The sequence below is a fragment of the Streptomyces sp. NPDC056480 genome, assembly GCF_042795405.1.
Taxonomy (GTDB): domain Bacteria; phylum Actinomycetota; class Actinomycetes; order Streptomycetales; family Streptomycetaceae; genus Streptomyces.
On record NZ_JBHTSA010000228.1, the window covers coordinates 1 to 5,084 of the forward strand.

Annotated in this window: 6 protein-coding genes and 1 pseudogene; 2 read left to right on the forward strand and 5 right to left on the reverse strand. The window is 72.7% G+C overall.

Features of this window, described 5'->3' with window-relative positions; all coding sequences use genetic code 11:
* Nucleotides 1–68 precede the first annotated feature (68 nt).
* From ACFQ79_RS40240 to ACFQ79_RS40260, 5 genes are all read right to left on the reverse strand, one after another.
* The gene (locus ACFQ79_RS40240) at nucleotides 69–458 is read right to left on the reverse strand and encodes a zinc ribbon domain-containing protein (protein ID WP_383593240.1); all 390 of its coding nucleotides are present in this window, start codon (nucleotides 456–458) and stop codon (nucleotides 69–71) included.
* 122 nt (nucleotides 459–580) lie between these two features.
* Nucleotides 581–1,297, reverse strand: coding sequence for a TetR family transcriptional regulator (locus tag ACFQ79_RS40245; protein WP_030327028.1), 717 nt, complete (start codon nucleotides 1,295–1,297; stop codon nucleotides 581–583).
* Nucleotides 1,298–1,407: 110 nt separating this feature from the next.
* Entirely contained in the window at nucleotides 1,408–2,169 is a 762-nt protein-coding gene (locus ACFQ79_RS40250) for an SDR family NAD(P)-dependent oxidoreductase (protein WP_355970347.1), read from the reverse strand.
* A gap of 176 nt (nucleotides 2,170–2,345) precedes the next feature.
* Nucleotides 2,346–2,813, reverse strand: coding sequence for a cyanase (gene cynS, locus ACFQ79_RS40255; protein WP_383593243.1), 468 nt, complete (start codon nucleotides 2,811–2,813; stop codon nucleotides 2,346–2,348).
* A gap of 175 nt (nucleotides 2,814–2,988) precedes the next feature.
* Nucleotides 2,989–3,582, reverse strand: coding sequence for a carbonic anhydrase (locus tag ACFQ79_RS40260; RefSeq protein ID WP_383593246.1), 594 nt, complete (start codon nucleotides 3,580–3,582; stop codon nucleotides 2,989–2,991).
* A gap of 95 nt (nucleotides 3,583–3,677) precedes the next feature.
* On the opposite strand from ACFQ79_RS40260, the gene cynR reads away from it, so the two are divergent.
* A complete protein-coding gene (cynR, locus tag ACFQ79_RS40265) occupies nucleotides 3,678–4,610 on the forward strand; it encodes a transcriptional regulator CynR (RefSeq protein WP_383593249.1) in 933 nt (310 codons plus the stop codon).
* A gap of 205 nt (nucleotides 4,611–4,815) precedes the next feature.
* Nucleotides 4,816–5,084, forward strand: a pseudogene (locus tag ACFQ79_RS40270) (heme-binding protein); the annotation flags it as partial.

The window sequence follows — 5,084 nt, forward strand, 5'->3', positions numbered from 1 at the left end:
GTGGCACTCTGTGCCACCACCCGCCCCTCTGTGTTGCTCCCGAGTCGGGCGGAACCGGGTCCCGCGGATCAAATCCATCCGTCGAGGGGGACCTCTTCGCAGAGCCGGACGATCGGCCTGCGACCGGTCACGCCGACCCCCGACGCGACCTTGACCCGGACGCCGGGGCGCACCGCGTGCAGCGGCCCGTCGACCCGGCAGCGGACGGTGAAGCCCTCCGTCATGTACACCGGCCAGAGGTCGGCATCGGCGGCGGCGACCCCGCGCCGTACGGAGATCACGCCCTCGCCCTCGCTGAGTTCGGGGTTGAGATCGGTCGACCCGCAGGTCGGACAGAGCAGTCGCTGGAACGTCGTGGTGTGGCACCAGCGGCAGCGCTGGAAGTAGAGCTCGGCGTCGGGGCCCGCCTCCTCGGCGGCCTGGACGGCGGTCCCGCTCCTCAGTCCCGTGTGGAACACGATGCCTTCTCCTTGCACTCGGCGGCTCGACCGTGCATGGAGCAAAGATATGGCACTGAGTGCCATCAAATAAAGACCTGAGTTCCCTCAATTAGAGATACCGCGAACCCCTGAGCCGGCTCTCAGCTCTCGCCGAGGCTCGATTCCACCTCACGCACCACGCGCCACATGGGGGTGGACCGCTTGGTGATCACCACGACGACGTCCTCGGCCTCCTCGGCCGGCGCGGCCACGACCGCGTCGGGGCTCCAGGTGCCCCGGACGAACTCCAGGGCGCTGTCCACCTCCGCCAGCGGGTCGCCCTCCCCGCCCGAGCGCAGCCAGTGCCGCAGGGCGTGGTTGTGGGCGGCGACCACGGCGGCGGCGGCCACGTTGGCCCGCAGGGTGCCGTCCCTGCGGTCGGCCCAGCGGGTGCGCAGATAGTCGCCGAGGGTCTTCTCGTACCGCCAGACCACCGACAGCTCGTACGTGCGCAGTCCGGTCACCTCACGGGTGAGCCGGTAGCGCTGCACGGAGAAGGTCGGGTTCTCGGCGTACATCCGCATGACGAGCCGGGCGGCGCCGCAGACCCTGACCATGGGGTCGTCGGAGTCCGCGCTCGCCGCGAGGAAGCGTGTCATGTCGGCGAGGCACTGCTCGTGGTCGGGGAAGACCACGTCCTCCTTCGACGGGAAGTACCGGAAGAAGGACCGCCGGCCGACGCCCGCGAGGGTGACGATGTCGTCGACCGTGGTCTGCTCGTAGCCCCGCTCCAGAAAGAGCTGGAAGGCCGCGGCGATGAGGGAGTCCCGCATCGCGGGCTTCGTGGAGTTCGTCGACGCTGATCCGGCTGTTCCCATGGCCCGAACCTAACACCCGGATCCCCACGGCGCGGCACTAGGTGCCGGAGAGATCCGGCACCGAGTGCTGTCGCGAGGGTACGGAGGCCCGGAGGCCGCTGCGCCAGGGCTCAGCGGGCGCTCATCCGGAGCGCGCCGTCCATCCGGATCGTCTCGCCGTTGAGGTAGTCGTGCTCGGCGATCATCGTCACCAGACGGGCGTACTCCTCCGGGCGCGCGAGGCGCTGCGGGAAGGTGACGCTCGCGGCGAGACCGGCCCTGACGTCCTCCCCGAACCCGGCCATCATCGGGGTGTCGACGATGCCGGGGGCGACGGTGACGACCCGGATGCCGAACTGCGCCAGGTCGCGGGCGGCGGTGACCGTCATACCGGCGACGCCCGCCTTGGAGGCCGCGTAGGCGATCTGGCCGACCTGGCCCTCGAAGGCGGCGATCGAGGCGGTGTTGACCACGAGACCGCGCTGCCCGTGCTCGTCGGGCTCGTGCCGGGCGATGGCCTCGGCGGCGAGCCGCATCACGTTGAACGTACCGATCAGGTTGACGTCGACCACGGCCCGGAACAGATCGAGGTCGTGCGGTCCCTTGCGGCCCAGGATGCGGGCCGAGGGCGCGATGCCGGCGCAGTTCACGGCGAGCCGCAGCTCGGCGCCGTCGGCGTCGATCGCGGCGAGGGCCTCGCGGACCTGCTGCTCGTCGGTGACGTCCGCGGCGAGCAGCCGGACGCCCTCGGGCAGCTGCCCGGCGGCGGCCACGGCCTTGTCCAGGTCGAGGCCGTAGACCGTGGCGCCCCGGGCGGCGAGCGCCGCGGCGGTGGCGGCGCCGAGACCGGAAGCGGCACCGGTGACGAGAGCGGCGGAGCCGGCGATGTCCATGGAACTCCTCGTGTCGTGCGGGTGCGACCCTGCCGCCGGGTTGGCCGCCGGGCCGGGCGCGTGCCCGCGGAGGACCGCGCGGTCCGCGCGATCTGCGCCGCCCACCATAGAACCGCAGGCCGCACCCCCGGAAGCGGAACCAGGAGGACCGTCCGGGGGCGCGTCGGCGCGAGGGGTCAGAACGGCTTGGTCGGCAGGTACTTGCCGTCGAGCGTGATGACCGCGCGCTCGCCGCCCTCGGGGTCGGCGACCTTCTTCACGTCCAGCCTGAAGTTGATCGCGGAGATGATGCCGTCGCCGAACTCCTCGTGGACGAGGGCCTTCAGCGTGGTCCCGTAGACCTGGAGCATCTCGTAGAAGCGGTAGATGGTCGGGTCGGTCGGGATGCCGTCGAGGGAGCCCCGGGTGGGGATCGTCCGCAGCAGCCGCACCGCGTCCTCGTCCAGGCCGAGGAGCTCGGCGACGGCCCGCGCGGAGGCCTCGGGCAGCGCGTGCTGGCCGAGGACGGCGGCGGTGGTGAAGGCGACGGAGAGCCCGGCGGCGTCGGCGATCTGCTGCCAGCTCAGGTCCTTGACGGTCTTGGCGTCGACGGCGGCGACGGCGAGCTCGTGGCGGGCGGTGGGGTCGAACTGGGCGTGCACCATGAGAGGTACGTCCTTTCGGCGGAGGTGTTCTCGAGAAGGGGCGGGATGAGGGGGAAGAGACGCGCTCGGCCGGCGCCGGACGATGTGCGGGTTCGGGGCCGGGCGCGGGGCCTGGGCCGGGGACCAGGCAGGGGTCGGGGCCGAGGCCGAGGCCGAGGCCAGGGCCAGGGGCGGTTCAGGTGGTGTGGGTGAAGGTCCCGGGAAGCTCCTCGACGGTGCCGTCGGCGATGTCGAAGACCCAGCCGTGGAGCCGTACCTCCCCCCGTGCCAGGGCACGGGCCACCGCGGGGTGGGTGGCGAGGTTCGCCAGCTGCGCGGCGACGTTCTCCCGTACGAGCGCGGCCACGTCGCCCGCCCGTCCGGCGGCCGCGGTACGGGCCAGGGAGGCGTCGGCGTGCCGCAGCCAGGCGGCGACGGCGGGCGCGCCGCTCAGGTCGCGCTCCTCGGCGAGCGCGGTCATGGCACCGCAGGCGGAGTGGCCGCAGACGATGACGTCCCGGACGCCGAGGACGGTGACGGCGTACTCGACGCCGGCGGCGACGCCGTCGGTGCCCGGGGTGTGGGCGGGGACGAGGTTTCCGGCGGTGCGGACGACGAAGAGTTCGCCGGGGTCGGTCTGGGTGATGAGTTCGGGTACGACGCGGGCGTCCGAGCAGCCGATGAACAGCGTGCCGGGACGGTGGACGGTGGCCAGGCGGGCGAAGAGCCCTGCCTTGGCGGGGAAGACCTCCCGCTGGAAGCGGGCGATCCCCTCGGCGAGATGAGGCATGTCTTCACCCTGCACGACCAGCACCTATAGCGTCCAAGACGCCTTGTCGATGTCTGCTATAGCTGTCATCTATGGCTGCGGATAGAGTCGACGGCATGCAGCCGGAACTCCGCCATCTCCGCTATCTCCTCGCCGTCGCCGAGCACGCCAACTTCACCCGGGCCGCCGAAGAGCTCCGGATCGCCCAGCCCACGCTCTCCCAGCAGATCAAGCAGCTGGAGAAGGCCCTCGGAGTGCTGCTCCTTGACCGCACCGGCCGCACGGTGCGCCTCACGGACGCCGGGGAGGCCTACGCGGGCTACGCGCGGCGCGCGCTCCAGGACCTGGCGGCGGGCGAGCGGGCGGTGCTCGACGTGCACGACCTCTCCCGGGGCCGGATCCGGCTCGCCGCGACCCCCACCTTCACGTACCTCACGGGCCCGCTGGTCGCCGACTTCCACACCCGGCACCCCGGGATCGCCGTGGAGGTGAGGGAGTTGCCCCAGGACCGCATCGAGGCCGAGCTCCTCGCCGACCGCCTCGACCTCGGCATCGCCTTCCGGGGCGGCCATCTGCCGGGCATCGAGGACACCGCGCTGTTCACCGAGACCCTGGGGCTCGTGGTCGGCCCCGGCCACCCCTTCGCCGGCCGCACCGAGCCCGTACCGGCCGAGGAGCTGAACCACCATCACCTCGCCCTGCTCAGCGCCGACTTCGCGACCCGGCGGCACGTCGACGCGTACGTATCCGAGCACGGCCTCCGGCCGCGGATCGCGGTGGAGGCCAACGCCGTCAGCGCACTGACCGAGATCGTCCGGCGGACCGCGCTCGCCACCGTCCTGCCCGATGCCGTCACCCGGGACCATCCGCATCTGACCCCCGTCCCGCTCTCCCCCGCCCTGCCGACCCGCGGCGTCACCCTCCTCCGCCGGGCGGCCGGCTACCGGAGTGCGGCCACGCGCGCGTTCACGGACCTCGCCGTCCACCGGCACGAGGGGGGCGCGGGCCGCGAGGGGAACCCCGGCGGCGAGGCGGACCCGGGCAGCTAGGCGGACCCGGGCGGCCGGGGGCCGGGCCGCGCGGCGGGTCAACCGATCGGATGACCCCGGGGTCCACCGTTGCGGGCGCCGGAGGCAGCCGGGACGACGACCGACGGGGACGGGGCACCGCCCCAGGATGGAGGGGAAGCGGGCCACGGAGCACCGACGGCCCCCGCAGTCCACCGAGTTCACTGGAGCAGATCCCATGAAGCACGTGAAGAAGACCTCGCGCACCCGTGTCGTCACCGGTGGTGCGATCGTCGCCGCGCTCGCCCTCGGTGGCTTCGGTGCCTACTCGGCCAGCGCGACCGGCGAGAACACGGCGGCCGCCCCCGCCGCCGCGGTCGCCAAGGCGGACGTCAAGAACAAGAACACCACCCGGTCCACGCACCTGACGATCGAGGCCGCGACCAAGGCCGCGCAGGCGACGCTCGACGCCGCCGAGAAGGAGAACCAGCGCGTCTCCGTCGCCGTCGTCGACCG

Excerpts from the sequence above, each read along its gene's own strand:
- cynS (WP_383593243.1), bottom strand. The coding sequence starts at position 2,813 with ATGGTGCACGCCCAGTTCGACCCCACCGCCCGCCACGAGCTCGCCGTC.
- ACFQ79_RS40245 (WP_030327028.1), bottom strand. The coding sequence starts at position 1,297 with ATGGGAACAGCCGGATCAGCGTCGACGAACTCCACGAAGCCCGCGATG.
- cynR (WP_383593249.1), top strand. The coding sequence starts at position 3,678 with ATGCAGCCGGAACTCCGCCATCTCCGCTATCTCCTCGCCGTCGCCGAG.
- ACFQ79_RS40250 (WP_355970347.1), bottom strand. The coding sequence starts at position 2,169 with ATGGACATCGCCGGCTCCGCCGCTCTCGTCACCGGTGCCGCTTCCGGT.
- ACFQ79_RS40260 (WP_383593246.1), bottom strand. The coding sequence starts at position 3,582 with ATGCCTCATCTCGCCGAGGGGATCGCCCGCTTCCAGCGGGAGGTCTTC.